Here is a 25,985-nt window from a genome sequence, read left to right on the forward strand (position 1 = left end):
CTTTCAGCCTCACCGAACCGTTTCCGCGAACCTCGTGCGGTCAAGCGCGGTCGGGCTGGTCATCGCCTTCCGAAAATCGCCGGTACAGGGCGTTCGCGCGGTTGAGATGGTCGGTCATCGCCTGGGCTGCCGCGTCGGGCTGGCCTGCGGCGATCGCGTCATGGATGCGCTGGTGCTCCTGCAAGGTCAGGCTCTCGGCGCCGGGCGCCCGCACCAGCGAGCGGTAATAGGCGCCAAGCCAGGCCAGCATGCCCTCGACCGCGGCCGGGAAGACCGGGTTGCCGCTCATCGCCGCGATCTGGCGATGGAAGGCGATGTCGCGCTGGAGGAAGTCGTCGAGGCTGGCCTGGCGATGCTCGTCCAGCCTCTGGCGCAGCAGAGCGAGGCCCTGTGCATCCGCCCGTTGCGCTGCGAGCCTGGCGACGCCGGCCTCGAGCAGGACACGGGCCTCCTTGAGATGGTCGAGCGTGCGCGGCTCGACGCTGAGGAGATAGCGCGCGGCACCGGTCATCTGTTCGACGACGGCGTGGGCCGTCGGCAGCAGCATGCGCGCCCGCTCGCCATGGCTGATGCCGACGATGCCGGAGCGCTCCAGCTGTTGCAGCGCCTCGCGGATCGACGGGCGGCCGACGCCATAGGCCTCCATCAGCTCGCGCTCGGAGGGCAACTGCTCGCCGGGAGCGAATTCGCCCGCCTGGATGCGGGCCATCAGCCGGTCCAGAACCTCCTGATGCAGCTTGCGGCGCGGGATCGGCTCTGTCGTCACGGCGTGCTCGCTTTCGACCATCATCGCGGCGCGATCGGGCCGCCGGCGCGGACGGCGCTGAAATAGTCGACGCCACCGATCTGCCCGCCTTTCAGGGCGAGCTCAAGGCCGTCGCGGCGGGTGTCGTCGGCATGGGCGCGGCACAAGGGCGAGCCCGGCGCGATCTCCGCGATGACCGAGAGCGCATCGACGCCGAGCGCCAGCGTGGCATGACCGGAGGTGTCGCCGCCGGCGATCAGGGCGCGGCCGAGCCCGGATGTGTCGAGGATGGCGCCCAGGATCGCGCCGAGTCCCGCCCCGATGCGATCGTTGACCTCCGCCATGTCTGACCCGGCGCTGCGGCAGGCCTCCGTCAGGGCCGCCACCGCTGGATCGTCGGGACCTTCGGCGGTGAAGACCAGCGGCGAGGCGCCCCTGCCCAAAGCCTTGAGGGCAGCGTCGACCGCCCGCCCGCATTCGGCCGCCCAGGCGGCGGAATCGACAGCGCGGGCAGCATTGAGCCTGATCGCTGCGAAGCCATGCCGTTGCGCATAGGCGATCTGGCCTGCCGTGACGGGCGAGCAGGAGCCGGAGACGACGGCGATACGATCGACCGGCGCCACCCGCATCACTGGCGGCGCGTGCGGGATCAGCCCGGCCTGCCGCCAATGGGCGACGAGCGCGTATTCGATGCCCTGCGAGCCCGCGACGAAGCCGCAGGCCTGCCGGTTCTCCCAGATCAGCGTCCCGGCTGCCGCCAGGCTCGGTTCGTCGACGCCGTCGATCGCGATGACGGGCGCATCGGAATCCCGCAGGGCGGCCAGCGCAGCCTGCGCCTTGCCTTGGTGGAGCGTCGGAAGATCGATGAGGCCGATCCGCCGCTCGGTCTGGCGCGCGAGGTGGCGGGTGAGATCAGCCTCGTCCATCGGCGTCACCGGATGGCGGGCCATGACCGGGTGGCGGTCGAGCCTGTGGCCCGCACCGCCGACGACCGCGAAGAGATTGCCGAAGAGCTGGTAGCGGCCGATGGCGGGCGCCGCGACGAGGAGCGGTACGAAGGCGGGCGCCAATGTCGCGACGCCGAGGTCGATGGCCCGGCCGATCGAGCCGATCCCGGGCGCGGAATCGAAGGTCGAGCAGACCTTGTAATGGATCAGCGGAGCGCCGATGCCGGCAAGCGCTGCGAAGATCGGCGGCAGATGCTCGTCCATCCAGGCCGGCGACTTCGCGCGCGCGATGCCGGCAATGCCAATGCAGCGCCGGTCGGCGAAGGCGACCAGACGCTGCGGCGAGGGCGGCCTGAGGAACATTACCGAGTCGAGCCCGGCGAAGCTCATCACCTCCATCACGGCGGCCGAGCCGGTGAAGTCGTCGCCGTAATAGGCCAGCAAGGGGCCGGGCGGCAGGGCCTGCGTCATGCGTAGTGGCCCAGTGCGGCAGCCAGCGCCGGGCTGGCGAGCGCCTTGTCCGCCAGCGGTATGCCCTCGACGGCCGCCGCCCATGCGTCCCGCAGCGCGGTCACGCCCGCTGCCGGACCGTCGGGATGGGCGAGGATGCCACCGCCGGCGGCGAAGATCAGGTCGGTCGTCCCCAGCGCGCGAAAGGTGCCTTCCGCCTGGCGGATCGTCTGCCCGGAGGAGAACACCGGCATGATCGCATCCGCCCGATGGGGGAAGAGCGGGGCGAGGCAGGCCTTGGCCGAGGCGATGATGCTGTCGTCGGGCTCGCTGAACTTGTTGGCGAGGCCGTTGACATGCATGTGGTCGGCGCCCGCCAGCCGCCAGAGCTTGTGCCAGGCGGTGTAGTCCCAGCCCAGCGCCAGGCTGCGCGAGAGATAGCCCCAGCCATTGCGATGGGCGTGGATCGGCAGTTGCGAAAAGCGGCCGAGCTCGATCATGCCGACCAGCCCGACCGAATTCAGGCTGGCCATGACGCAGGTTCCGCCCGCCTTCAGGACATGGTCATGGCGGCGCTTCATCTGGTCGAGATCGCCGGTCAGGTTGAAGGCGACCATGGTCTTGCGGCCGCTGCGGTCGGCCTGTGCCTCGACCACGCGCATCACAGCGTCCACCCGCGCCTCGAACGGACAGAGCGCGCCGTCCGACTGCAACTCGTCGTCCTTGATGAAGTCGATGCCGGCGCGGCAGAGCGTGTCGACCAGCGCGGCCGTCTCCTGCGGGCCGAAGCCGACGCTCGGCTTGATGATGGTGCCGATCAGCGGGCCGCTCGCCACCCCGGCCAGTCGCCGCGTGCCGGCGATGCCGAAGCGCGGGCCGGCATAGGCCTGCGCGAAGGCCCTGGGCATGCGGATGTCCATGAGCTTCAGGCCGCTGACCTGCCGCAACTCGAAGAGATTGCCCGCGACCGTGGCGACGAGGTTGGGCAGCGAGGCGCCGATGGTCCCGATCGGCCAGGACAGGGTGACATGGGCGCGCCGATAGCCTTCCTGCGGGGTCGGCATGTCAGGGCGCGCGCCGGGCAGGGCAGGGCATTCGGCTGCGTCGAGCAGCTCCAGCCGCTCGATGCGGGCGGCGGCGCGCGCGGTCAGTTCCGGCGTTTCGCCGGGCACGGCGATGAAGGTGCCGCTCGATTGCTCGCCCGCCATCGCCTCGGCCGTGCGGCGCGGGTCGCCGGGCGTCTCCAGCCAGTAATCTGCTTCGACGCGCTCACCCGTATCCACGGCCGCTCCCATCAAACTCATGAGGTCATCATACCAGATTGACAGCATGAAAACTGCGTGTGATCAACTCATCATACCAGTTTGTCGCCGATGGAGATGCAGCATGACGGTGGTCGCCCTGTTCGGTGCCGGCGGAAAGATGGGCATGCGGCTCGGCCGCAACCTCGCCAAATCCCGCTTCACCACGCGCCATGTCGAGGTCAGCCCGGCTGGCCAGGAGCGCGTGCGCGAGGCCTTCGGCGTCGACTGCATCGAGGCCGATGCCGCGATCGAGGGCGCCGAGGTCGTCGTTCTGGCCGTGCCGGATACCCATGTCGGTGCGGTCGCCAAGACGCTGCTGCCCAAGCTGGCGGCTGGGACGATCGTCGTCATCCTCGATGCCGCCGCGCCCCATGCCGGGCATCTGCCGGAGCGGGCCGACATCACCTATTTCGTCACCCATCCCTGCCATCCGCCGATCTTCAACGACGAGACGGACCCGGCCGCCAAGGCTGACCATTTCGGCGGCATCGCGGCCAAGCAGCACATCGTCAACGCGTTGATGCAGGGGCCGGATGAGCACTACGCGCTGGGCGAGGAGGTCGCGCGGGCGATCTGGGCGCCGGTGATGCGCTCGCACCGCGTGAGCGTCGAGCAAATGGCGATCCTCGAGCCCGGCCTGTCGGAGACCGTCTGCGCGACGCTGCTCGACGCGATGCGCGAGGCGATGGAGGAAGCGATCGCGCGCGGCGTGCCGCGCGAGGCGGCGCGCGACTTCCTGCTCGGCCATATGAACATCCTCGCCGCAGTCACCTTCGAGCAGGTCCAGGGCGTGTTCTCCGACGCCTGCAACAAGGCGATCGTCTTCGGCAAGGACACGATCCTGAAGCCGGACTGGAAGCGGCTGTTCGAGCCCGAGGAAATTGCCGCCAGCGTGCGCCGTATCACCTGAGCGAAAACGGTCAGCGCTCCCCTTGACCTTCCCATCGTGGGAAGCCCCACCTTTCAGCCTTGTCGGACGATGCAAGGCTTGAAGGCGAGATGACCATCACTGAAGCAAGGACGCCGGCGAGCGCGACCCGGATCGCGGTCGCCATCGACGGAATGAGCTGCGCATCCTGCGTCGGGCGCGTCGAGAAGGCCGTTCTGGCCGTGCCCGGCGTCGCGGCGGCATCGGTCAATCTCGTGACCAGCCGCGCCAGCGTCGATCTCGGCACGGGCGGCGAGGCGCAGGCTGTTTTCGATGCCATCCGACAGGCCGGCTACGAGCCTCGCGAGGACATCGTCGAGCTCACTGTCGAGGGCATGAGCTGCGCCTCCTGCGTGGGGCGGGTCGAGCGGGCGCTGAAGGCTGTGCCCGGCGTTCTCGACGGAACGGTCAATCTCGCCACCGGCCGGGCTCATGCGCGCTATCTCGGCGGAGAACCAACGCTGGCCGCGATGACGGCGGCTCTCGCGCAGGCCGGCTATCCCGGCCGGACGATCGTCGATGCCGCCGCCCAGATCGACCGCGACCGCGAGGCGCGCGAGGTGGAGCTGTCGGGCTTGCGGCGGTCGCTCGCCATCGCCGCCATCGCGACGCTGCCCATCGTCGTCGTCGAGATGGGCGGGCATCTGTTTGACGGGCTGCACCATGCGCTCGCCGCCTCGGTCGGCGAGGACACTGTCCGTTACCTGTCGTTCGTGCTGGCGAGCCTCGTCCAGTTCGGGCCGGGACTGCAATTCTACCGCAAGGGCGGCCCTGCGCTGCTGCGCGGCGCGCCCGACATGAACTCGCTGGTCATGCTGGGCACGACGACGGCCTATCTCTATTCGGCCGTCTCGACCTTCCTGCCGGGGCTGCTGCCGCCGGGGCTCGACTACACCTATTTCGAGGCGGGCGCCGTGATCGTCACGCTGATCCTGTTTGGCCGCTATGCTGAGGCGCGCGCCAAGGGCCGCACCGGCGATGCGATCCGCCAGTTGCTGAGGCTCCAGGCCAAGACCGCGCGCATCCAGCGCGACGAGCGCGAGCAGGATGTTCCCATCGCGCAGGTCAAGCCCGGCGACGTCGTCGTGATCAGGCCGGGCGAGCGGCTTCCGGTCGATGGCGAGGTGATCGCGGGCTCGTCCTTCATCGATGAATCGATGATCACCGGCGAGCCGATCCCGGTCCAGAAGGGTCAGGGCGATGCCGTCGTCGGCGGCACCGTCAACAAGACCGGCGCATTCCGCTTTCGCGCGACCAAGGTCGGCGCTGATACGCTGCTGGCGCAGATCGTACGAACGATGGAGGCGGCGCAGGGCTCGAAGCTGCCGATCCAGGCGCTCGTCGACAAGGTGACGATGTGGTTCGTGCCTGCCGTGATTACGGGGGCTGCGCTCACGTTCGCCATCTGGATGGTGTTCGGGCCGAGCCCGGCGCTGTCGCTGGCCATCGTCAACGCGGTCGCGGTGCTGATCATCGCCTGTCCCTGCGCGATGGGGCTGGCGACGCCGACCTCGATCATGGTCGGCACCGGCAAGGCCGCGCAGATGGGCGTGCTGTTCCGGCGCGGCGAGGCGCTGCAGGCGCTGCGGGATGTCGCCGCGATCGCGCTCGACAAGACCGGGACCATCACCAAGGGCCGGCCGGAACTGACCGACATCGCCGTGGCCGACGGCTTTGACGAGGATGAGGTGCTGCGCCTCGTCGCGGCAGTCGAGACGCGCTCGGAGCATCCGATCGCGGAGGCCATCGTAGCGGAGGCACGGAAGCGCGGTCTGGCCTTCGCTGAGCCGACGGCCTTCGCAGCGGAGCCCGGCTTCGGCGTCTCGGCCATGGTCGAGGGGCGTGCCCTGCTCGTCGGCGCCGACAGGCTGTTGGTGTCGAAGGGCATCGACCTGTCGCCTTTCGCGACTGTCGCGGCACGGCTTGGCGATCAGGGCAAATCGCCGCTCTATGCCGGAATCGACGGCCGGCTTGCCGCCGTGCTGGCGGTGGCGGACCCGCTCAAGGAGACAAGCCGGGAGGCATTGGAGGCGCTGAGCGCGCTCGGGATCCGGATCGTCATGATCACCGGCGACAACCGCCGCACGGCCGAGGCGATCGCCCGCAGCCTGCCGATCGACGAGGTCGTCGCCGAGGTCCTGCCGGCCGGCAAGGTCGAGGTGATCAAGCGGTTGCAGGCGGGCGGGGCGCGCGTCGCCTTCGTCGGCGACGGCATCAACGATGCGCCGGCGCTGGCGCAGGCCGATGTCGGGCTCGCCATCGGCACCGGCACCGACATTGCCATCGAAAGCGCCGACGTCGTGCTGATGTCGGGCGATCTGCGCAACGTGCCCAATGCGGTATCGCTCTCGCGCGCGACGATCCGCAACATCACGGAAAACCTGTTCTGGGCCTTCGGCTACAATGCCGTGCTGATCCCGGTCGCAGCAGGCGCGCTCTATCCGGCCTTCGGAATCCTGATGTCGCCGATGTTCGCCGGCCTCGCCATGGCGCTGTCGAGCGTCAGCGTCGTGACCAACGCCTTGCGGTTGAAGCGCTTTCGCCCGCCGCTTGCGGCCCATGCCGACCGGGCCAAGTCAGCGCAGCCTGCGCTTGCGGCATAGAGGGCAGACGCAGTATCACCACGGCCCTCTGCACGCGACGGGTTGACTTCCGCGCGCTGGTGGGGAATTTCGGGATTACGCGGGTGTAGCTCAATGGTAGAGCAGCAGCCTTCCAAGCTGAATACCAGGGTTCGATTCCCTGTACCCGCTCCAACCCCTTTTCCGTAGAATCGAGACGCTGGTCGCGACGAGCGGTCTTGCCGCCCTCGGGCGTGGTGATAGGCTGCCCAGCGGCATCGGGAGCGGCGGCATGCGGATGATCCGCGGGTGGATGGCGATCCTGTCTCTGATCGGCCTCGTCGATGCGGCGTCGGCGCGCGACCTCGTCGGGCGCTTCGGCTATCTCGGCGAATGGGACGTCGCGGCGAGGCTCACCGAGGAGAAGGCGGCGCCCAGCTCCGCGCCCGCCTTCGCCGGATCGCTCTCGATGAAGCATAATGCGGTATGCGGGCCGGGCGAGACGCCCGAGAAATCCGGCCATATCCAGATGAGCGTGCGCGGCACGCGCTACACGGCGCAGATGACGCTGGCCGGCACATCATGCGACTTCTCGGGCACGCTCTCCGAGAGCGTGCATGTCTTCGTGACATGCGGCGGCGAGGGCCGGATTCCGCTGCGGCTCTGGTTCAAATAGGCGACAGGCGCTCGGGCCAAGCGCCGGCATGCGCTTGGCCTTAGGGTTCGCGCACGACCCTGAAGCCATTGGTGTAGAAGCGCACATCCGCCTCGTATTTGAAGCGCGCGGCCGAGCGCAGATAGCGCGGATCGTTGTTGAAGGAGCCGCCGCGCAGCACGCGCTCGCGGCAGCCCGGCGCGGTGAAGGCGCTGCCGTCGCGCGGCGTGGTGCGATAGCTGTCGCTCCAGCAATCGGCGACCCATTCGGCGGCGTTACCGGCCATGTCGAACAGGCCGAAGCCATTGGCGGGATATTGCCCGACCTCGACAGCCTGACGGCGCGTCGGGTCGTTGCAGCCGATGCAGTTGGCGCGCTCCTTCACCATCGTGGCGCCCCAGGGATAGATCGTGGTGGCGCCGCCGCGCGCGGCATATTCCCATTCCGCCTCGCTCGGCAGCCGGTATTTGCGGCCGGTTTTGGTCGAGAGCCAGGCGAGATAGGCGTTGGCGTCGTTCCAATGGATATCGGTGACCGGGCGCTTGCCGCGGCCGAGATTGCGGTCGTTGGGGCGATGCGTGCAGCCGCCCTGATCGACGCAGGCGTCCCATTCCTCGAAGGTGACCTCGCGCAGGCCCATATAGTAGCCGCTGCGGATCGTGACGCTGTGGACCGGCTTCTCGAATTCGTAGAGTTCGTTGGCGCCCATCTCGAAGCTGCCCGGCGGAATCAGCGCCAGTTCCGGACAGTTTTCGCAGTCGCGCGTCGTGCGGGCGCTGGATGGGGCAGGGGCGGGTGCCGCCACGGGGGCAGGAGGCGCTGGCGTCGCGGCCGGCTGTCGCGCGGATGCAACCGTGGCAGCCGGGGCGGGCGGCTGTGACGGCTGGCGTGGTGGCGGCGTAGTCGGCGGAACGGCAGCGGTCACGGCAGGCGGGCGCGGTGCGTATTGCTGCTCGCGCGTGCGCGCCAGCGGCGCGAAGAGCCCGTTGGGATAGGCGTTGAGATAGGCGCGGTACTCGGCCGGGTTCTCGCTCGCGCGGATCGATTCCCAGAAGGCGAGCTCATAGGCGTCCTGCCGCGCGGCCGGCGATTCCATCGGCGGCAACGGGATGACCGCTCGGCTGGTCTGCGCGATCTGGGCCGGACGCGCCACAGGCGTCACGATCAGCCCGGCGGGAGGCTCCGAGGAGGTCCAGATCTGCTGGCCGCGCCGCGTGACCCGTGTGACCGCCTCGCGGGTGCGGGCAAGGGCGGCGGTCATGTCGAGGCCCGGCGTCCTGATCGCCTTCAGCCATTCGTCGACCGCCGGATTGCCGCGCGCGCCGGTGTCCGCGACCGTGCGGCCGGGCGCCGCGGTGAACATCACGCTGATGGTCTCCATGCGCTCGATCGCGAGCAGGCCCTTGGCGTTGGCGTTGCCGGCGATCTCCGCCTGCCAGGGGTTGTCACGGCTGGCATCGAGCACGACGAGCGCGCTGGCGGGCCTGGCCACGATCAGCGCGTCGAGCAGCATGTCGAGATCGACCGCCGCCTGGGCGACCTCCGGGGCGGACCGGACCCGCGCGTCGACCGGCACGAGGAAGTTGCGGTTGCGCAGCTGGACCGCGTGGCCGGAATAGAACACCACCGCCTGGACGCCGTGCCTGAGCTTGCTGGCGAAGGTCGCGATCGCGTCCTGCAGCGCCGGGCCGCCCGCCTCCTCGGCGGTGACCACGTCGAAGCCGCCCTCGCGCAGCACGCTCGCGACGGCGCGCGCATCCGACGCAGCATTGCCGATCGGCGCCAACGGATAGGCGGAGTTGCCGATGACGAGCGCGACCCGGCCCGCATTCGCCTCAGTGACCTGGGCAAGCCCCGGCGTTGCCAGCAGCGAGGTGGCCAACAGTACGGCGCACAGGACGGCGGCCAGGCATCGCAACAAGGACATCGCGTTTGTCATCCCAACCGGGGTCCCTCCAGCGACCAGCATCATCTCACCGAACATACACGGTAATCTTGCGCGACATCACCGGGGGACTATGCGGTGTATGCGTGTAATCGCCGAGAAGCAGCTGCAAGGTGTGCGTGCCCTTGGGCAGTGTCACCACCACCTCGGTCTGGCCGTTGCCGAGATGGATGTTATTGTAGTCGGACGGGATCGGCTGGTCGGGCGGACCGGGATCGGTGTCGATCAGAAGGTGATGGTGCCCGGTCAGCGCCTTGTCGATTCCGGCCGGCGCGACGCCCATTTCCTTCAGACCGATGCGGACTGTGAAGCGCTCCGGCACGCGCAACCCGTCGAGCGGGTAATGGAAATAGACCTGCGCGCCCTTGGGAGCCGATTGGCGCGCGGGGGACTGGGCCCAGGCGGTGCCGGCCGGCAGCGCCCATGCCGCGGCGAGCAGGGCGATGGCGCGCCACAGGCGCTGCGACGCGATGCGCGGCGGGGTGGGTTGGGTCGCGATCAGGGTGTCGTGTTTCATCGACGCCTCGCCGGTTTCCTGCCATTCGGCGCGACCAGCACCGTGATGCGCTCCGACATGACCGGTGGATCATGCGGGATGTGGTTCTCGTCCGCGAGGATGAGCTGGAGCGTGTGCTCGCCCATCGGCAGCGTGACTTTCCGCTCGGTCTGGCCGTTGCCGAGATGGATGTGGTTGAGATCGGCGGGGATGGCCTGGTCGAGCGGCGGGGTCGGTGCGTCGATGATCAGGTGGTGGTGGCCGGTGTTCGGCTTGGCGATTCCGGCTGGAGCCACGCCCATGTTGCGCAGGCCGAAGCGGATGGTCGAGTTCGGGAAGATCGCCTCGCCATTGCGCGGATAGATGAAATACACCACCGCGTCGTTGGGGGCCGGCGTCAGCGCGGGCGCGCCGCTCGCCGGGGGGGCGGCAGGTGCAGCGGGCTGAACGGCGGAGGCGACCTGGCCGCCCTCGACCACGCGAACGCGGATGCGCGGCGACATCAGTGGAGGATCATGCGGGACATGGTCGTGGTCGCCCAGCAGCAATTGCAGCGTGTGCTCGCCCGGCGGCAGCGTCAGTTCGGCTTCCGTCTGCGCGCGGCCAAAATGCAGGTGGTTGAAGTCGCTGGGAATTTCGCGGTCCAGCGGCGGCAGCTCGGTATCGACGAGCAGATGGTGATGGCCGCCATTGTCGCTCTTCGTCCCGGCCGGCGTCAGCGCGATGCCCTCGGCTCCGAAACGGATGCGCGAGCGGGTCGGGATCGTCGCGCCGTCCGCAAGATCGACGAAGAACACCTTGGCCCCGGGGGCTGCTGCGGTGCGCGGCTTTTCATCAGCCTCGGCGGTGACCTCGACGGTGATCTTCTGCGACATCACCGGCGGGTTGTGCGGCACGTGGTCGTGATCGGCGAACAGGAGTTGCAGCGTATGCTTGCCGGGGGTGAGGGCGATCTCGGCCTCGGTCTGGCCGCCGCCGAAATGGACATGGTTGAAATCGCTCGGAATCGGCTGGTCGAGCGGCGGCAGTTCGGTGTCGATCAGGAGATGGTGGTGGCCGGCATTGCGCTGCGGCGGGCCGGCGGGAGCGACGTCCATGCCCGTCAGCGAGAAGCGGATCATCAGTTTGCCCGGTACGCGGGCATTGTCGGGCAGGTCGATGAAGCCAAGCTTCACATTGGCGGGGGCCGGGCTGCGCGGCCTCCCGCGTTCCTGGGCGAAGGCCGGGCCCACCACGATGCCGACAGGAGCCGCGAGACCCAGCGCCACAGCGGCCGATACGAGCCAGAGCCGAATTTTTTGCATCGGCTTGTCCCTTTCCGTGTCCCGGTAGGCCGAAAGCTACCAGCGCAGTGCCTTAGGGGCAAGCCGATAACCGGGCCTGCGCTGCTGCCTGTCCCTTGCGGAACAGCTTGTTCGGTCTGGCTTTTCGCAAGGTGCTACGGTACGTTTCCGTAAGGAAGGGCCTCATGATCCTCGTCGCCAGATTTTATGCGCTGATCGGTGTCGCGATGCTGTTGCTAGGCTTGCCGGTGATAGCCTTGCCGGCGATGGCATCGGAGCGGCGCGTCGCGCTCGTGATCGGCAATTCCAGCTACAGCAATGCCCCCGTTCTCCCCAACACCGTCAACGACGCGCGCGACATGGCCGCCTCGCTGCGGAAGGTCGGCTTCGAGGTGGTCGACGGCGTCAATCTCGACAAGCGCGGCATGGACCAGGCGGTGACGCGGTTTGCCCGCCTGGCTCAGGATGCCGATGCGGTGATGTTCTACTATGCCGGGCACGGCTTCCAGTTCAACGGCGAGAACTATCTCGTGCCGGTCGAGGCCCGGGTCGAGGACGAGATCAGCGTCCAGTACGAGACGACGCGGTTGAACGACGTCCTGACCGCCCTGAACTTCTCCAAGGGCGTCAAGATCATGGTGCTCGACGCCTGCCGCAACAATCCGTTTGTGAGCCAGCTTGCCAAGCGCCAGGCGACGCGTGGCTTCGCGGTCGGCAGCGGCCTCGCCCCCGTGGCCCGCGCGCAAGGCATGGTGATCGCCTATGCCACGCAGGCGAACGACGTCGCCGCGGACGGCATCGGCCGTAACAGCCCCTTCACAGCCGCGCTGGTGCGCGAGATCGAACAGCCCGGGCTCGAGGTCGCGACGATGTTCCGGCGTGTCCAGAAGAGCGTCTATGACGCGACCGGTGGGCGCCAGACCCCGGAATTGTCGCTGTCGCTGCTCGGTGATTTCTATCTCAACCGGGAGGAAACCGACAGCGACGTCTGGCGGCGCATCCGGGCGAGCGACGACCCCGAAGCCTACAGGGATTTCGTCCAGCGCTATCCGGCCAGCTTCTTCGCCGTCGATGCCCGCACGCGGCTGGATCTGATCGAGCGCCGCGCGACGGAGATTAGGGAACGTGATCTGCTGGCACGCGAATTCGCCGAACGCGAGAAGGCGCTGCTGGAGCGGGTCGAGCGCGCCGAGACGATCCGTCAGCAGGCCGCGACCGATCTGGCCCGGCGCCAGAGCGAGCCCGCCTCGGCCGCGCCGACGGTGGCCCAGCCCAACGCTGCGACGCGGCCGCAGGCGCCGGCAGTCGGCACTGTCAGGCCCGCCGATGTCGCCGCAGGCGCGGTTCGGGACAAGGCCGAGCGCGAGCGCCTGGCGCAGGAGGTCGCGCGGCGCGAACGCGAGCTGGCCTCGCTCGAGACCGAGAAGCGCCGTCTCGCCGATGAGCGCGCTTTGCTGGAGCAGGCGATGGCGGCACGCATGGGCACGCTGACGATGTCGGGCCTTGCCGTCCAGCCGAGCCTTTCGCTGAATGCGCCGCCGCCACCCGCTGAGCGCTCCCTGACCGATCGCCCGGCCGGCGTGCCTGCCGTCGTCGCTCCGCCGGCTGCCGCGCCACGGCCTCAGACGGCGCGGACGCAGAATCCGAGGGCGCCGAGCGCGGCGACCTGCAGCGAGATTCTGCTGCGGGCGCAGCTCGGCGAATTGACGCCTCAGGCGAAGGAGCAGTTGCAGCTGTGCCGCTGAGCCTGCGACCGTCGCGAACTGACTTGCCGGCTCGTCCGGCCACGCCCGCTGAACCGACTGGCAGACGAACCATGTGGTCGATGATCCGCCTCCGCGATGCCCGGACGTCCGTGACAGGGATTGTCCTTGGGGCGATCGCCCTGATCGTGATCGCCAGCTCCGGAGGTGCGCAGGCGCAGCCCGTACCGCCGACGCCCGTGCCCTATGCGGAAGCCCTGCAGCGGGCCGCGAGCGATCTCTTCGGCAAGGCCAATCTCCGCGGGGACCGGGTCGAGCTGGTGATCGATCCGCTGATCGACGGTGCGTCCGGCGCACAGTCGGCCGCGACGCGCGCGATGCAGAAGACGCTGACCGAGATGGTCCAGGCCGCCTATCCGCGCTTCGTCGTGCAGCCCTTCAGCGCCGAGGTGCTGGCGCGCGATCCAGTCGTGCTGGTCGGCACGCTGACGGCGATCACCAACCAGGGCGGCGACGGCCCGCGCGACGCCTATCGGATCTGCCTGACGCTTGCCGATCTCAAATCCCGCACAGTCGTCTCGAAGGGCGTGGCGCGCTCGACGCTCGACAATGTCGATGTCACCCCGACGCAGTACTATCGGGACTCGCCGGTCTGGGCCAAGGACCAGGCGACCGACGCCTATGTGAAGACCTGCCAGGGCACGCCGCTCGGCGGTACGATCGATCCGGCCTATGTCGACCGCTTGACCGCGAACGCGCTGATCAACGACGCCATCGTCGAATATGAGTCACAGCGTTTTCGCGAAGCCCTGGCGTTCTACCGGACGGCCCGGCGGCTGCCCGGCGGGGACCAGCACCGCGTCCGCATCGGCACCTATCTCGCGAATGCGAAGCTTGGGCGGCGTGACGACTCCGTCGAGGCCTTCGGCGACATGGTCGACTACGGGCTGAGCACCGACCAACTCATGGTCAAGCTGCTGTTCCGGCCCGGTACGACGCAGTTCATCGACAATCCGCAGACGACCGAGCCCTATCCGATGTGGCTCAGCCAGATCGCGACACGTGTGCGGCAGAAGGGCGCCTGCCTCGAGATCGTCGGCCATACCTCGCGCACCGGCATGCCGCATCTGAACGAGCGCCTGTCGGTCATGCGGGCGCAGTTCATCATGGATCTGCTGACGACCGGCATGCCGGACGGGCGCAGCCGGATGATCGCCACCGGCCGGGGCTTCAAGGAAAACCTCGTCGGCACCGGCAAGGACGACGCCAGCGACGCGCTGGACCGCCGCGTCGAATTCAAGGTCGTCGGCTGCTGAGCGAGGCCGTCCCCGTCCTTTTCGACGCTGATGCGGTGCCCTCAGGCTGGCGGTCCTTCAAATGAAGGAAGCGCGGCGGCCGATGTCGCGCTCGGATGGTGCCGATGCGATGGCGCGGGCGACGAGGCGACGAGGCGACGACGATGAACGACACGGCCACCAATCCCTATGATGCCGTCGCCTATCCCGGGCATTCCTTCTCGCAGACGCATCCGGCCAAGCTTTCGACGATCGCGCATTTCCACGGCATGGAGGCCGCGCGTCCATCGGCCATGCGCGTGCTCGAGCTGGGCTGCGGACGCGGCGGCAATCTGATCCCGATGGCGGCGCAATATCCCGACAGCCGGTTTGTCGGCATCGATCTGAGCGGCAGCGCGATCGCTCATGCCCGGATCGCCGCCGACGAGATCGGGCTCGGGAACCTGATCTTCAACCACCGCGACATCATGGATGTCACGGCCGAACTCGGCCAGTTCGACTATATCCTGGTCCATGGCGTCTATTCCTGGGTGCCGGATGTCGTGCGCGAGAAGATCATCGCGCTCTTCGGCGAACTGCTCGCCCCGCAGGGTCTGGCCTATGTCAGCTACAATGCGCTGCCCGGCTGCCGCCTGCGCGACCTGTCACGCGACGTCATGCTCTATGCGACACGCGACATTTCGGACCCGGTGGAACGCGTGCGCGTGGCGCGTGCCTCGCTGAAGGCCTTTGCCGAGGCCAGCGATGCCTCCAGCTTCCATGGCGCTGCGCTGCGGCAGCGGCTCGAGCAGCTCACCGATCTCCCCGACAACGTGCTCTATCACGACGATCTCAATCCGGGCGCGAGGCCCTTCGCCCTGCACGAGGTGCTCGGCCAGGCCGAGCGCCATGGCCTGCAGTTTCTGGCGGAGGCTTCCTTCCCCAACATGTATGGCGCGGCCAAGGGGCCGGCCCAGGCGATGCTGGCGGAGATTCCGATCGAGGATGCGGCACACCGGGAACAGTCGCTCGACCTGCTGATCGGGCGCGCCTTCCGCGAGACGCTGCTCTGCCGCTCGGAGGTTTCGCTGCGGCGCGGCATCAAGCCCGGCGCGCTCAAGCCCTATCATATCGCCGCTCATGCCGAGCTGGTGAAGGAGAAGGACGGCGAAGAGCAGAAGCCGGGCGTCGACCGTTTTGAGTTCGACCAGGGCGTGCGGCTGTCGGTCGATCTGCATCTGTGCAAGTCGGCCCTGCGCCAGCTCAGCGCGGCCTGGCCGGCCAGCATCGCCTTCGACGAGCTCGTCGCGCGCGCGGTCGCCGATGTCGGCGAGGAACTCGGCCCCGATGTCGCGTCGCAGATCGAGCGTCTCGACGAGGCGCTGATCGCGATCTTCAAGGCGGGCCTGCTCGACATCACGCTGGAGGCGCCGCCCTTGACGACGGTCGTCGCCGAGCGACCCAGGGCGAGCGAAGTGGCGCGCTGGCAGGCGACAACGACGCGCGAGGTCACCGATCTGCGCCATCGCATGGTGGCGCTGGATGGCGTCATCGTGCGCAAATTCGTCTGTCTGCTCGACGGATCGCGCACACCGGAGATGCTGTTGGCCGATCTCAACGCCTTCCTCGACGAGGCCCATGGCTCGGGCGCCGATGTCGGAAACCTGCCCAGGTGCGCCACGGCGGAGGAGGTCGCGATGCATCTGAAGGATGTGGCGCGGCTCGGCCTGCTCCATGCTTGACGGGTAGGGCTCCAGATTGTGCCAGCCATCCCAGGGGCGTATCCTGACGCTGCGGTATGCGATGGCGATGCCGTGTCGCGGAGGCGTCGGCACAACCGGCGACGCCGGCCTGCTGGGTGATGGCCGATGAGCGAACGCTTCAAGCAGTTCCAGGCCGTGTTTCCGGAAGAGGCCTGCCTCAACGCGCTGATGCGGGCGCGCCATGGCGGCAGCGGCATGACCTGCCCGGCCTGCAGCCGGCCCTCGACCTTCGAGCCCCGCCCCAAGCTGCGCGCCTTCTCCTGCGGCCACTGCAACTACATGATCCAGCCTGGCGCCGGCACGCCGCTCGACAACCGCCGCACGCCCCTGCAGCTCTGGTTCTTCGCGCTCAAGCTGATCTCGGAGCAGGGCGCCAAGGCGGCCACCGGCCTGATCGAGCGCGAGGCCAGGGTGCCGGGCATCACGGCGCGCCGGCTGGTCGATGATCTCGTGGCTCTCGAGAGCCAGGGCCTTGGCTGGTTCGAGACACTGCGCCGGCTCGTCGCGGGCGAGAAGGCCGTGCCTGCCGTGCCGGTCGTGGCCAAGGCACCGGAACGGGCGAAACCGGAAGCGGAACCCGCCAAGGGAAGGGCGACCGAAGCAAAGCCGCCGCCCTCCAGCTTCGGGCAGGCGCCTCCCGGCGCGCGGCAGGGCTCCGGGCGGTTGATGCTGATCGGGCTTGCCGCTGGCACCGTTTGCGTGGTCGCGGCCGTGCTCGGCATCGCGATGGCCAAGCTGAAGCAGGAGGAGACCCCGCCGGACCCGGAGATGGTCGCGATCCTGGCCGCGCCCGCGCTCCAGAACGCGGCGCGCCCGTCGCTGATCCTGTCCTCGGTCGAAAGCGATCTGGAGGCGGCGCGGCAGGCGACGGAGTTCGCTCTGAACAACGATCCGACGTTGGCGGCGATCAAGGAACAGGCGGGAGCCGTTCAGGATGTCCCTGTCGTGCCGCTGGCGCTGCCGCCGTCGAACATCCTGCTGGTGCCGCCGAAGCTGTCGCCGGGGCAAGCCCTGCCGGGGCCGAGGTCGCAGGTTCCGAAGGCGCCGATCACCAGCAGCGGCGATCCCGAACAATTGCTGACCTTCGGGCCGATCAAGATCCGCCGCCACCTCGTCGACACGATCGTGCGGGCCGGAAAGGTCGTCGGCGCCGATCCGACGCTGTTGATGGCAGTCGCCGACAAGGAGTCCTCGTTCTCGACCTCGGTCCAGGCCAAGACCTCGTCGGCGACCGGGCTGTACCAGTTCATCGAGCAGACCTGGCTCGGCGTCGTCAGCGAGTTCGGCGTCAAGCACGGGCTGGCGGCGGAAACGAAGCTGATCGGGCGCAATGGCCGACAGTTCTTCATCTCGGATGCGGCCGAGCGGCAACGCATCCTCGACCTCAGGCGCGAGCCTTATCTCTCGGCCCTGCTCGCCGGCGAAATGCTGAAGCGCGACACGCTGCGGCTGGAGAAGGCGATGGGGCGCCATTTGACCGGCGGCGAGATCTACCTGATCCACTTCCTTGGGCCCGATGCGGCCCAGACCTTCATCGAGACGATGGAGGAGAAGCCCGACATCAAGGCGGCCGATCTGCTGCCGCGCCCGGCGCAAGCCAACCGGCCGATCTTCTATGCCGAGGCCGGGGGCGAGACCAAGACGCTCTCGGTTTCCGAGGTTCACAAGAAGTTCAACGACATGATCAAGATCCGCCTCGACCGCTACAGCACGGTACGGCCGGGCGCGGCACAGGCCAGCGCCCGGCCGCCCGTCAAGAAGTGATCGGGGCGGACGGGCATTTTTTGCAGCAAAGGATGCCTTCGGCGATGGCCGCGGGCCCAGGATCAACAGGGGAGAGACAGGCGATGGCAGCCAACCGTTTCGAGCAGGTCGACGAGGCCCAGGCCGATGCGATCACATTGACGCTGATCCAGCGGGACGGCGAAACGCTCGGCCGTATCGCTTGCCCGGCGGAGTTGGCCGGCGGCCATCTGGTCAACGACTTCGTCAGCGACGAGATGGAGCCGAAAGAGGCCTTCCGCTCGGCGGTCCGGCTCGCCAACGAAATCCAGGCACCGATCGTCGTCGAAGATGGGGCAGGCCTGTGGCAGGACGAATGGGGTGTCCTCTACCGCGAAGACTGAAGCGCCCGAGCCCTCGCGACGGACTGTTCCACCGGGAACAGCCGCCAACTGCTCGCATCTCTACACCTGGGGACAACGGCGGGGACGATTGTCCGCTTCCCCCGGGTGTGGAGAACATCATGGTCAAAGTCATCAAGGGCAGAGACTCGGTTCATCTCGGCGTCAGCTTGGGCGTCGGCCCTGGCAGGGCCAACAACATCGATGACGTGACGCTGGTGCAATACATGCTCAACCTCTGGCTCCAGCACCCCGAGACCGCGTTGGTGAAGTCGAATGCGGGCGATCGCGGCAAGCCGCTGGCGACCGATGGGATCATCGGCCCCAAGACAAAAGCGCAGATTTTGCTATTTCAGGAAGATCAGAAATACAGTGGTTTCAGCTTCATCTGCGACGGTCGCATGGACAGATACGACTCCGACTTTGCGAGCAAGCGAATCTACTACAGCATGTATTTGCTGCATATCTCCTTGATGGCCCTCCATGGCGTTCCCGTGCATGAAATGCGGTATTTTCCGGGATTTCCAAAACGCATTCTGGCGATGGCCAGGCGGGCGAGCCAGGCGGCCTGAAGTCCGGCCCGCCCGTCTGCGGATGCGGACTTCAGTCGATCCGGAAATACCTCACGCCGATGCCGAGCTTGCCGCCCAGCCGTGCGACATCCTGCTTCAGGCTGGCGAAGAAGTCGCTCGAGGGCGTCGGGTTGGGGCCTGACAGCGCCGGCAGTGGCGCCTGGCTGACAAAGGTCAGGACCGTCTGCGGGCGCGTGCCGCCACCCGCCGATTCGAGCTTGAGGTTGAAGCTCGACCGGCGCCCGTCGCGTCTGAGATAGCTCGCCAGATTATAGACCAGGCCGTCGTCGCCGATCAGCACGACCGCGACATTGCGGCCGCCGTCGTTCTCCACCGTGCCGCTCAGGATATCCCCGCTCTTCATGTTGAAGGCGTTGATCTGCAGCCGCGGCGTGCGGTCGACGTTGTCGCCGAGCTGGCGCAGGAAATCCGCCATCGGGCATTGCGCGGCGGTGACCGGGCGCAGATGGATCTGGGCCTCGAAGCCGTGCGCGCTCTTGAAGGCGGTGTCGAAGGCGACGAAAGGCTCGGTCGCGTTGCCGAAGCCTTCGAGCACGGCGCGTCTTTCGGTCAATTCCGTTGGCCAGAGGAAGAAGCAGGGGCCGCCGTCATAATTGGTGATGTAGCGCTGGATGCGCTCGGCCGGCGAAGCCGGGGGCTGTTCCGTCGGCTGCGGCGGCGTGAGCGGCGGAGCGACGGGTGGTGCCACAGGAGGCGTGACGGGAGGTGCCACAGGAGGCGCCGCCGGCGGAATGACCGGCGGCGTGACGGAGGGCACCACCGGAGGCGTGATGGGAGGCGCCACGGGAGGAGTCGCCGGCGGTGCGACAGGCGGGGTCGCCGGAGGCGTGACGGGCGGTGTTGCCGGAGGCGTCAGCTGCGGCACGGCTGGCGGGGCTGCGGGTGGCGTGACGGGTGGCGCGACCGGCGGGGGCGTGGGTGAGTCGTCGACGAGCGAAGGCGGCTCCTCGATCGGGGCGATGCGGCCGCCTTGCGGGTTCAGGACGGTCCAGAGATAAAATCCTCCGCCTGCGAGGACCAGCGCGGCGGCGATGCCCGCCACGAGCCGGACGGGCGAGCCGCTCTTCGTCTGGCCGGCTGCGGCGGCCGCTTTCGGCTTGCGGTTGAAGGCGGTCTTGGGCTCCCAGCCCGCGACCTCGGACATGTCTGAGAGGCGATCGGCGGGGTCGGCCGCGAGCATCCTGGTCAGCAGAGGCTTGATGCGGGCATCGACGGCCGAGAGATCCGGCACGCGGCGGCGCTTGTCGAGGATCTGGACCTGGGTGCCGCCCATGTCGAGCGGCTTGCCGGCGAGCGCCTCGGCAAGCACCAGCCCGAAGGAGTACATGTCGGAGCGGCCGGTGACGTCGCCGCCATAGAGGCCGAGCTGCTCGGGCGAGACATAATTGTATTGGCCGGCGAAGCCCGAGCCGATGACGGTTCCCTCGCCGAGGATGCTGGAGCGGGCGATGCCGAAATCGATGATCTTGGCACGAGCCAGATTTCCGCCCGGCAGGATGATGTTGTCAGGCGAGACGTCGCGGTGGACGATCCCTAGCAGATGGGCGGCATGGAGACCGGGCGCGATGCGCTTGCGCAGGATATCGACCTCGTCGAGGCTGAGCGGGCCCTGCTTGATGCGTTCCGACAGCGGCTGGCCGTCGACGAACTCCATCGCGAGATAGGGCGACTGCGTCACCGGGTCGATGGTGAAGACGTAATAGCGGACGATCGCCTCGTTATAGAGGTTGTGGAGCGCCGCCGCCTCGCGCCGGAACAGGGCCAGCGCGGCCTCGTCACGCGCCATCTCCGGGCGGATCATCTTGATCGCGACGGCGTCGCCGGTCTGGATGGCGCGGCCCTTGTAGACCTCGCCCATGCCGCCGACCGCGATCAGGCGCTCGACCTCATAGATACCGTTCAGCGTCGTCCCGGCGGAGACGGCGCCCGCGCGCAGGGCGAAGACGGTGCGATCGGCATCGCTCATGGCGCGTCGCTCCCCTGCATGCGCATATTGGGCATCCACTGCGTACTCCGGCTGTCGTCCTCATGATAGCGGACGATGATGACCGTGACATTGTCTCGCGCGCCGCGCTGGAGCGTCAGCGCCAGCAGGGCGTCGCAGGCCTCTTGGGCGCCGGCCTCGCCGACAGCAAGCAGGATCTCGTCGTCCTGGACATGCTCGGTCAAGCCGTCCGAGCACAGCACGAAGACATCGTCGCCGGCGATCTCGCCGGAGTCGAGATCGAGCTCGGGGGTGTCGTGCACGCCGATGGCGCGGGTGATGACATGGCGGCGCGGCGAGCGCTTCGCTTCGTCGGGCGTCAGCACGCCGCGCTCAACCATGTCCTGCACCTCGGTGTGGTCGCGCGACATCTGCGTGATCTGGCCTGAGCGGACGAGATAGATTCGGCTGTCGCCTGACCAGACGCAGGCGAAATGCCTGTCATGGACGAGGAGCACGGCCAGCGTCGAGCCCATCGGCGCGCCGCCATTGTCGCTGATGCGCTGGCGCAGCTCGGCATTGGCCTGGAGCACACCGTCTTCGAGCCGCGCCAGCAGATCGGGAGCCGACTGGGCCGCGCCGATGCGCTCGATGGCGGCGGCGACGGTCGCGCTCGCCAGAGCGCCATTCTCATGGCCGCCCATGCCGTCGGCCACGGCCCAGACGCCGAATTCCGGCCGGACGACCAGATTGTCCTCATTGGCGCTGCGGACGCGGCCGACATGGCTGATCGCACCGGTCTCGAAGGGGGCGGTCGCCCGGCTGAGGTCGTTCATGGTCCGGCTCGCCCCTGTTGGAGGAACGCATCGAAACGGCCGGTCAGCAGGCCGCTGAACAGATAGGGGTCAGGCAGGTCGTGGCCGACCAAAGCGAGCGGCTCGAAACTATCCCCGCCGACCGTCCAGAAGCAGGTCGCATGCGCGTAGGCGCGGGCATGGTCCTCGACGCGCAGCGCCGCCAGCCGCTCGGGAAAGCCCGAAGCCGAGCGGGCGGTAACGATGGTGCAGTCCGACAGGCGCACCATATCGGCCGGCGGCGCCGCGAGCAGCGCGTCATTGGGCACGCGCAATTGCGACAGACGCAACGTGACCGCCTCGAAACTCGCCTCCGCATCGAGCGCCTGCAACAGGAAATCCTCGATCTCGGCGAACCAGGCGTCCTGTGGGTCGAGCTCGGGATGGGGGATGGCGCCGCCTGGTTCCGCCACCGCGAAGGCCGTCAGCGGGAAATAGCGGCCGACGCCGTCGACCGAGGGCATGAAGGCGCCCGCGACCGTCTGGCCGCAGAAGGCCTGGCCGATCCAGAAGCGCCAGATCGGCGCATTGAGGAAAGCCTGTTGCCAGGCCGCACCCATCTCCAGCCGGCTCGCGGTCAGCCCGCCCTGGAGCCAGGCCTCGTAGACCTTGAGAAAGGCAGCGGGAGCGTTCACCGCGATGAAGTCGCGCTTGCCCGGAAGCTTCCCGAACAATCCGCACGCCATCGCCTCAGATCCCGGCCGGGCAGCGGATGTCCCGCAGGGCGGGCAGGACCAGCGGATTCTTCAGCGAGCCGACGCCGAACTGGTAGCCGACCTGGCGGCCGCCGCCCGACAGCGTCAGGCCGACATTGTCGCCCTGCTTCAGCATCGCGCCGGCATCGAGCATGCGGAAGAAGGACCAGACGCCGTTGGCCTCGAACAGCTTGGCCTCTCCCGAGGGGGCGCTCGGTCCGCTGGAGAAGAAGCCGCCGCCGAAGGCGCCGCCACCGCTCGCGCCGCCGAGCGTCAGCGTCACGGCCGTGCGGCCGATGCCGGCACCCGGCCACATCACCGGCACCGGCGTGTTGACGCCCTGCTGGCTCGCCACGGTGAAGCCGTTGATCTCGAGCTTGGCGCTGGCCGCATCGGCCGAGAGCGCGGTCGGCACCACGATCATCTGGAAGGAGGGCAGGTTGCCGCCGGTCGGGAAGAAGGCCTCCTTGATCTCGCTGGCGCGCTGGAATTCGCGCAGCGTCGTCGGCGACAGCGAACGGGCGACGCGGCTCTCGACGCGCCAGTTCCACTGCGCCTTGGATGAGTCGACATAGGGCTCGAGCCGCTCCTTGTAGAACTTGTCCAAGATGCCGCCGGGCGCGAACAGGCGGGCGAAATCCGCCAGCGGCACCTCGCGCGCGCTCGCCTTCACGAAGGGGTAGCGGTTGGCCAGGATCTCGGTGCAGACGCGGCTGACCTGGTCGCCCAGCGCCTGCCGCAGCAGCGCGACGGTGGCGCCGGTGGCGTCGCCCTCGAAATCGTTGACGGCGGAGATCACCATGCCGTCGAAGGGCGCCGGATAGCGCGAGGAGTTGGCGCGCAGCGAGGCGATCAGCGGCACCAGCGCCGCATTGGCCGCCGCCGACTGGGCCGGATTGGTCGCGGCGATGGCGAGGTTCTGGTTGATCTCGGCCAGGATCTGCAGGAGCTGGTCGACCGGCCTGCGTCCGAGATCGCCCTCGACCAGCACGTGGTATGGTTTGAACTGGCTCTCGATATTCGCGCCGAGCGCCTCGTTGCCACCGCCGCCGAGCACGCGCTCGACGCCGGGCGCGCTCAAGGGAAGGTTGGTGCCGAGCCGGCTCAGTGCCTCGCTGGCGCGCTTTTCCAGCACGTCGGTCGCCGCTGCGGCTGCCTGCTTCCGGGCCGAAGGGCGCTCCTTGGTGAGCTGCGTCTCGTCGCGAACCGATTCCAGGATCTGCTTGAACGGCGAGGTCGGCGCCGCCATGGCGCTGAGCGCGACATATTGCGGCTTGTCGGCATTGAGCGGGCGCAGCTTGAGGCGGCGCAAGCTGCGCTGCCAGGCGGCGACATAGTCGCGGCTGTAGAGCTTGAGCAGGTCCTGGAACAGCGTGGCGTATTGCGCGATGATCGCCTGCTGGTCGGTGTTCTCGCCCAGCACCCAGCGCTCCTTCTCGATGCGCTCGCCGATGTCGCCGAGGCGATCGACGAAGGCGTTCTGGAAGCCGTCATAGGTGTAGAAATAGGGCACGCGGATCGCGTCGAGATCCTCGCCGCCGACGCCCTCGAAGGCGAGCCTGACATCGGAGCCGCCGCGCCGCGCCGCGACCCAGTCCTTCTGGCTCTGCGAGCGGGCCTGGGTGCGCAGCAATTCATAGGCGCGCTCGGCGATGCTGAGGCGGCGCAGCGTGCGCTGGCTGTTCTCGATCAGGGACTGGTTGAGCCGGACGATCGGCTCGCTCGCGCCGTCGTCGAGATCGAGCATGGCGACGAGGTGTTCCTCCAGCGCCTCGCGGCCCTTGGCGTTGGCGGCGCCGGGGAAGAGGTTCTCGGCCCAGTCGAGCCGCATCCAGGAGATGACCAGGTCGCGGTCGATCTTCGCCTGGCCGCCGACCATCATGTAGACCTTGAGGCCCTCATAGACGAAGCCCGGATTGTTGGCGTTGGCCTCGAGTTGCTCCTCGAGCCGGAAGATGATGCGCGAGCGCAGCATCCGCTCCAGCGCCTGCTGATAGGTGATCTCGCCGGCGTTCTGGAGCCGGTCGCGTTGGCTCAGCCCGAAGGTGGCGGGGATCGGGGTCGGATCGGAGCGCGTGGCGTAGCCGGCCGGCAGGTTGCGCAGCTTGTGCAGCAGCGGCAGCACGCGGCTGAAATTGCGCTCGGAGATCGTTGTCTCCTGCAGCACGGGGGCGGCGCTGCTGCGATAGTCGGAGAGGCCGTAATTGGTCGCGGTGATGAGGTCGCTGTTGCGCGAGAAGCTCGTCCACCACAGGCCGAGCGCCGCCAGCGAGACGATGGCGACGGTGGCGAAGCCGGCGGCCCGCCATAGCGTGGTGCGGCGTGTCGCGCCGAGATCGGTCGAGACCCAACCGGCCTCGCCGATGATGACCTTCTGGATCAGGTCGGTGAGGAAGTAGCTCTTGCCGCGCCCGGAATAGGCGCCCGCGCTGGCATGCTCGCTGCCGAAATTGCGCGAGAGCGCGCCGATCAGCTGGTCGATCGGCGTGCCTTCCTGCGTGCCGGAGGTGAAGTAGAAGCCGCGCAGCGTGGCGTTGGCGTGGTAGCGCGTCGGCTCGAAGACGCGGTCGAGAAAATCGACGACCGAGCGCTTCAGCGTCGCCATCTGGCTCGGGAAGCCGAAGATCTGGGCACGGGCGGTCGGGTTGGCCTCGTCCTGGAGCCGGTCGGGCAGGCGCTCGTTCAGGCGCTCGATCAGCGCGTCGTATTCGGGCGCGACGTCGCCAATCATGTTGCGGGTCTTGTCGGTGGTCTGGAAGGAGTGGCCCCAGACCATGCGGCGCTGCGGCTCCGAAAGCGCGCCGAAGAACTCGTTGAAGCCGGCGATCAGGTCCGATTTGGTGAAGACCGCATAGACCGGGAAATCGACCTTCAGCCGCTCGTTCAGCTCGAGCAGGCGGTTGCGGATCGCGTCGGCATGGGCGGCGATCTCCTCCGGCGAGGAGGTCAACAGGTCCTCGACGCTGATCGCGACCATGACGCCGTTGATCGGCTGGCGCGGCCGGTTGGTCTTGAGCAGGTCGAGGAAGGCGAACCAGCTCGCCTTCTCCGCTTTGACGTCCGTGTCCTGCGTGGTGTAGCGGCCGGCCGTGTCGATCAGCACCGCTTCCTCGGCGAACCACCAGTCGCAATAGCGGGTCCCGCCGACGCCCGCGACCGCCTCGGGCGTCGTCCCCCGCGCGAGGGGGAACTTCATGCCGGAATTGATCAGCGCCGTGGTCTTGCCGGCGCCGGGCGGGCCGATGATGACGTACCAGGGCAGGTCGTAGAGATAGTCGCCGCCGTCCTTGCCCCGCGCGCGGCGCAGCGTCGCCAGCGCGTCGCGCATCGAACTGGACAGGGCTGCGCCGTCGCCGGTCGGCTCCTGCTTTTCGAGTGCGTCGCTCAGCGCCGCGGTGGCCTTGCGGCGACGGATGACGATCACCGCCATCCAAGCGATGCCGCCGAGCGCCAGCAGCGCGACGAGCGGCAGGCGCACCCAGATCGACTCGAAGGGCCTAACGTCGCCCACGGCCAGGAACGGCGTGCCGAACCAGATCAGCAGGCACAGCGCCAGCGTTCCGACAAAGATCGCGCCGATCCTGAGCCAGGTCGCGAGGTTCATGCGCGCCTCCCGGATGGTGCCGATTTCATGAGGAACCGCGCGGTCATCCCGGGCTTGACCCGGGATCCATTCCGGAACGTGCCCGATTGAGGTTCAGGCATGGATCCCGGCTCTCCGCTTCGCTCCGGCCGGGATGAC

At 68.3% G+C, this 25,985-nt stretch carries 19 protein-coding genes and 1 tRNA gene; 10 read left to right on the forward strand and 10 right to left on the reverse strand.

Translation table 11 applies throughout. The annotated features are described in order from the left end of the window. Positions 1-40: 40 nt before the first annotated feature. From nanR to AE618_RS24635, 3 genes are read right to left on the reverse strand one after another with little or no spacing between them, the layout of a single operon-like run. Positions 41-790: a transcriptional regulator NanR gene (gene nanR, locus AE618_RS24625; protein WP_197280879.1), complete on the reverse strand. Its 750-nt coding sequence runs from the start codon at positions 788-790 to the stop codon at positions 41-43. Next, positions 787-2,163 carry a four-carbon acid sugar kinase family protein gene (locus AE618_RS24630; RefSeq protein ID WP_054211707.1) on the reverse strand — a complete coding sequence of 459 codons (1,377 nt, stop codon included), beginning with the start codon at positions 2,161-2,163 and terminating at the stop codon, positions 787-789. The genes nanR and AE618_RS24630 overlap by 4 nt, the downstream gene beginning before the upstream one ends. Next, positions 2,160-3,446, reverse strand: a complete 1,287-nt coding sequence (locus AE618_RS24635) for a ribulose-bisphosphate carboxylase large subunit family protein (RefSeq protein ID WP_082365561.1) — start codon at positions 3,444-3,446, stop codon at positions 2,160-2,162. Before AE618_RS24635 ends, AE618_RS24630 begins: the two co-directional genes overlap by 4 nt. Positions 3,447-3,528: 82 nt before the next feature. On the opposite strand from AE618_RS24635, the gene AE618_RS24640 reads away from it, so the two are divergent. The 4 genes from AE618_RS24640 to AE618_RS24655 all read left to right on the forward strand — a co-directional run bounded on the left by AE618_RS24640 (position 3,529) and on the right by AE618_RS24655 (position 7,611). After that, the gene (locus AE618_RS24640) at positions 3,529-4,356 is read left to right on the forward strand and encodes a phosphogluconate dehydrogenase C-terminal domain-containing protein (RefSeq protein WP_054211709.1); all 828 of its coding nucleotides are present in this window, start codon (positions 3,529-3,531) and stop codon (positions 4,354-4,356) included. An 89-nt stretch (positions 4,357-4,445) separates the two neighbouring features. Beyond that, a complete protein-coding gene (locus AE618_RS24645; protein ID WP_054211710.1) occupies positions 4,446-6,977 on the forward strand; it encodes a heavy metal translocating P-type ATPase in 2,532 nt (843 codons plus the stop codon). Positions 6,978-7,056: 79 nt separating this feature from the next. Beyond that, positions 7,057-7,130: transfer RNA gene (locus AE618_RS24650), tRNA-Gly, on the forward strand. A gap of 97 nt (positions 7,131-7,227) precedes the next feature. After that, the gene (locus tag AE618_RS24655) at positions 7,228-7,611 is read left to right on the forward strand and encodes a hypothetical protein (RefSeq protein WP_054211711.1); all 384 of its coding nucleotides are present in this window, start codon (positions 7,228-7,230) and stop codon (positions 7,609-7,611) included. A gap of 40 nt (positions 7,612-7,651) precedes the next feature. On the opposite strand, the gene AE618_RS24660 is transcribed toward AE618_RS24655, so the two are convergent. Genes AE618_RS24660 through AE618_RS28965 form a run of 3 tightly spaced genes read right to left on the reverse strand, consistent with a single transcriptional unit; the run spans position 7,652 to position 11,335 of the window. After that, positions 7,652-9,517 (reverse strand): SUMF1/EgtB/PvdO family nonheme iron enzyme, encoded by a 1,866-nt coding sequence (locus tag AE618_RS24660; RefSeq protein WP_054211712.1) that lies wholly within the window; start codon positions 9,515-9,517, stop codon positions 7,652-7,654. A gap of 46 nt (positions 9,518-9,563) precedes the next feature. Then, positions 9,564-10,052 carry a DUF4399 domain-containing protein gene (locus AE618_RS24665; protein ID WP_082365553.1) on the reverse strand — a complete coding sequence of 163 codons (489 nt, stop codon included), beginning with the start codon at positions 10,050-10,052 and terminating at the stop codon, positions 9,564-9,566. Then, positions 10,049-11,335: a DUF4399 domain-containing protein gene (locus tag AE618_RS28965; protein WP_082365554.1), complete on the reverse strand. Its 1,287-nt coding sequence runs from the start codon at positions 11,333-11,335 to the stop codon at positions 10,049-10,051. The genes AE618_RS24665 and AE618_RS28965 overlap by 4 nt, the downstream gene beginning before the upstream one ends. 164 nt (positions 11,336-11,499) lie before the next feature. On the opposite strand from AE618_RS28965, the gene AE618_RS24675 reads away from it, so the two are divergent. The 6 genes from AE618_RS24675 to AE618_RS24700 all read left to right on the forward strand — a co-directional run bounded on the left by AE618_RS24675 (position 11,500) and on the right by AE618_RS24700 (position 18,749). Then, positions 11,500-13,059 carry a caspase family protein gene (locus AE618_RS24675; protein ID WP_054211713.1) on the forward strand — a complete coding sequence of 520 codons (1,560 nt, stop codon included), beginning with the start codon at positions 11,500-11,502 and terminating at the stop codon, positions 13,057-13,059. Positions 13,060-13,169: 110 nt separating this feature from the next. Beyond that, positions 13,170-14,333 (forward strand): OmpA family protein, encoded by a 1,164-nt coding sequence (locus AE618_RS24680; RefSeq protein WP_248311011.1) that lies wholly within the window; start codon positions 13,170-13,172, stop codon positions 14,331-14,333. A gap of 143 nt (positions 14,334-14,476) precedes the next feature. Then, positions 14,477-16,033 carry a class I SAM-dependent methyltransferase gene (locus AE618_RS24685; protein WP_197280880.1) on the forward strand — a complete coding sequence of 519 codons (1,557 nt, stop codon included), beginning with the start codon at positions 14,477-14,479 and terminating at the stop codon, positions 16,031-16,033. Between the two features lie 126 nt (positions 16,034-16,159). Then, entirely contained in the window at positions 16,160-17,818 is a 1,659-nt protein-coding gene (locus tag AE618_RS28265; RefSeq protein WP_054211715.1) for a transglycosylase SLT domain-containing protein, read from the forward strand. 83 nt (positions 17,819-17,901) lie between these two features. After that, complete coding sequence (locus tag AE618_RS24695) at positions 17,902-18,180, forward strand: hypothetical protein (RefSeq protein ID WP_054211716.1); 279 nt, start codon at positions 17,902-17,904, stop codon at positions 18,178-18,180. A gap of 119 nt (positions 18,181-18,299) precedes the next feature. Continuing rightward, positions 18,300-18,749, forward strand: coding sequence for a hypothetical protein (locus AE618_RS24700; RefSeq protein ID WP_054211717.1), 450 nt, complete (start codon positions 18,300-18,302; stop codon positions 18,747-18,749). Positions 18,750-18,780: 31 nt separating this feature from the next. Here the strand turns inward: AE618_RS24700 and AE618_RS28970 are convergent, their stop codons facing one another. From AE618_RS28970 to tssM, 4 genes are read right to left on the reverse strand one after another with little or no spacing between them, the layout of a single operon-like run. Then, complete coding sequence (locus tag AE618_RS28970) at positions 18,781-20,736, reverse strand: serine/threonine-protein kinase (protein ID WP_054211718.1); 1,956 nt, start codon at positions 20,734-20,736, stop codon at positions 18,781-18,783. After that, positions 20,733-21,530, reverse strand: a complete 798-nt coding sequence (locus AE618_RS24710) for a PP2C family protein-serine/threonine phosphatase (protein ID WP_054211719.1) — start codon at positions 21,528-21,530, stop codon at positions 20,733-20,735. Before AE618_RS24710 ends, AE618_RS28970 begins: the two co-directional genes overlap by 4 nt. Then, positions 21,527-22,222, reverse strand: coding sequence for a type VI secretion system-associated protein TagF (gene tagF, locus AE618_RS24715; RefSeq protein WP_248311012.1), 696 nt, complete (start codon positions 22,220-22,222; stop codon positions 21,527-21,529). Before tagF ends, AE618_RS24710 begins: the two co-directional genes overlap by 4 nt. A gap of 16 nt (positions 22,223-22,238) precedes the next feature. Beyond that, positions 22,239-25,847 carry a type VI secretion system membrane subunit TssM gene (gene tssM / locus AE618_RS24720; protein WP_054211721.1) on the reverse strand — a complete coding sequence of 1,203 codons (3,609 nt, stop codon included), beginning with the start codon at positions 25,845-25,847 and terminating at the stop codon, positions 22,239-22,241. Between the last annotated feature and the right edge of the window lie 138 nt (positions 25,848-25,985).

The sequence above is a fragment of the Allobosea vaviloviae genome, assembly GCF_001298265.1.
GTDB lineage: Bacteria > Pseudomonadota > Alphaproteobacteria > Rhizobiales > Beijerinckiaceae > Allobosea > Allobosea vaviloviae_B.